Origin of the sequence: Streptomyces sp. AC555_RSS877, assembly GCF_019049245.1 — a bacterium.
Lineage (GTDB): Bacteria > Actinomycetota > Actinomycetes > Streptomycetales > Streptomycetaceae > Streptomyces.
The window spans coordinates 1-1862 of record NZ_JAGMUK010000185.1; the positions used below are offsets into that span (position 1 = coordinate 1).

The 1862-nt window shown below is 68.6% G+C and carries 1 protein-coding gene; it reads right to left on the reverse strand.

Translation table 11 applies throughout. From position 1 onward, the window contains the following. A partial coding sequence (locus tag KUM49_RS41680) for a condensation domain-containing protein (protein WP_308406989.1) occupies window positions 1–1785 on the reverse strand: 1785 nt, incomplete at its 3' end. Window positions 1786–1862: the final 77 nt, after the last annotated feature.

Here is a 1862-nt window from a genome sequence, read left to right on the forward strand (position 1 = left end):
AGCCACCGGCACAGCGGTGTCATTCCACTCCACCAACACCCGCCGACGCTCAACCGGGTCGACGACATCCACCGCGCCGATCCGCAGTGACGGATCCTCCGCCAATGCAACCAGCACTCGGATGAACCGCTCTGCCAGCCGCCCCACCATGGCCTCGTCGAACAGGTCGGCGGCCACCGTCACCGCGCCCCGCACCCCCACCGGCTCGCCCTGCGCATTGAAGTCCTCCTCGACCATGACATCCAGGTCGAACTTGGCGGACGGCTTCCCGAGGAAGAGCGGGGTGGAGCGGATTCCGGGCAGGGACAGGGTGGCCGCATCCGTCTCCGAGCCGGAGGAGGCATTCAGCTTGGTAAGGACGACCTGGAACAGCGGATGCCGGGCCAGCGACCGGGCCGGCGCCAGCTCCTCCACCAGCCGCTCGAACGGCACATCCTGATGCGCGTACGCCTGCAGACCTGTTTCCCGCACCCGCTGCAGCAAGTGGGTGAACGACGGATCACCGGAGAGGTCCGTACGCACCACCAGCGTGTTCACGAAGCAGCCGACCAGATCATCCAGCGCCTCATCCGTCCGCCCGGCAATCGCCGACCCGATCGGGATATCCGTCCCCGCACCCAGCCGATGCAACGTCACCGCGAGCGCCGCCTGCAGCACCATGAACACCGTCACGCCCTCAGCACGCGCCAGCCCCTGCAACCGCTGATGCACTTCGGTCGGCACGGCGAACCCCGCCGAGAACCCCCGATGCGACGCCACCGCTGGCCGTGCCCGATCGAATGGCAGCCCCAGCTCCTCCGGCGACCCCGCCAAGGCGTCACGCCAGTACTCCATCTGACGTGCCATCAGACTTGTCGCGTCATCACCATCCCCGAGCAGCTCGCGTTGCCAAAGTGCGTAGTCCGCATACTGCACCGGCAACGCGTCCCACACCGGTTCCCGACCCGCGCACCGTGCCGCGTACGCCGTCGACACGTCCCGCGCCAACGGCCCCATCGACCAGCCGTCGGCCGCGATGTGATGCACCACCAGCACCAACACGTGCTCGTCCGGACGCACCCCGAACAGCCAGGCCTGCACCGGCACCTCAGCCGACAGGTCGAATGCATAGCCCGCGGCTCGGGCCATCGCTGCGGCCATGTCGTCCATGTCGATCTCACCGGACGGCAGCTCCGGAGAGGGCTCGATCGTCGGCATACTGATCACCGATGTGTGCGACGACAGACCGTCGAGGTCCAGCAGGCGGGGGTCTTCGTGCGGTTGATCTCCCCCGCTCACCTCGATCACGTTGAGATCCCAGGCGAGCTCGTCGGTGGGGACAACCTGCTGGTAGGGCTCGCCCTCGGCCATGGGGAAGACCGTTCGCAGCGCCTCGTGCCGCCCGATGACATCGGTCAGCGCCTGACCGAGCGCCTGCCGGTCCAGCTGTCCCGCCAGGCGCACCACGACCGGGCTGTTGTAGGTCCGGCTCGGGCCCTCCAGCTGGCCGATGAACCACAGCCGGCGCTGCCCGTACGACAGCGGCACCCGCTCCGGCCGCTCCCTCGTCACGAGTGCGGTACGGGCCGAGTCCGCTCCGGCCAACATGCCGGCCACACCGGCCGGAGTCGGCGCGTCGAACAGCGTCCTGATTTCCATTTCCACGCCGAGTGCCGTACGGATCCGGCTCACCAGCCGGGTCGCCAGCAGCGAGTGCCCGCCGAGCTCAAAGAAGTCGTCGTCTACGCCCACACTCTGCAGCCCCAAGATCTCTGCGAACGCACCGCACAGGATCTCCTCCTGCACCGAGGACGGTCCCCGGCTCGAACGGGCGGCCGCGGTGGCGTAGTGGGGGGCGGGAAGGGCCCTGCGGTCGAGTTTGC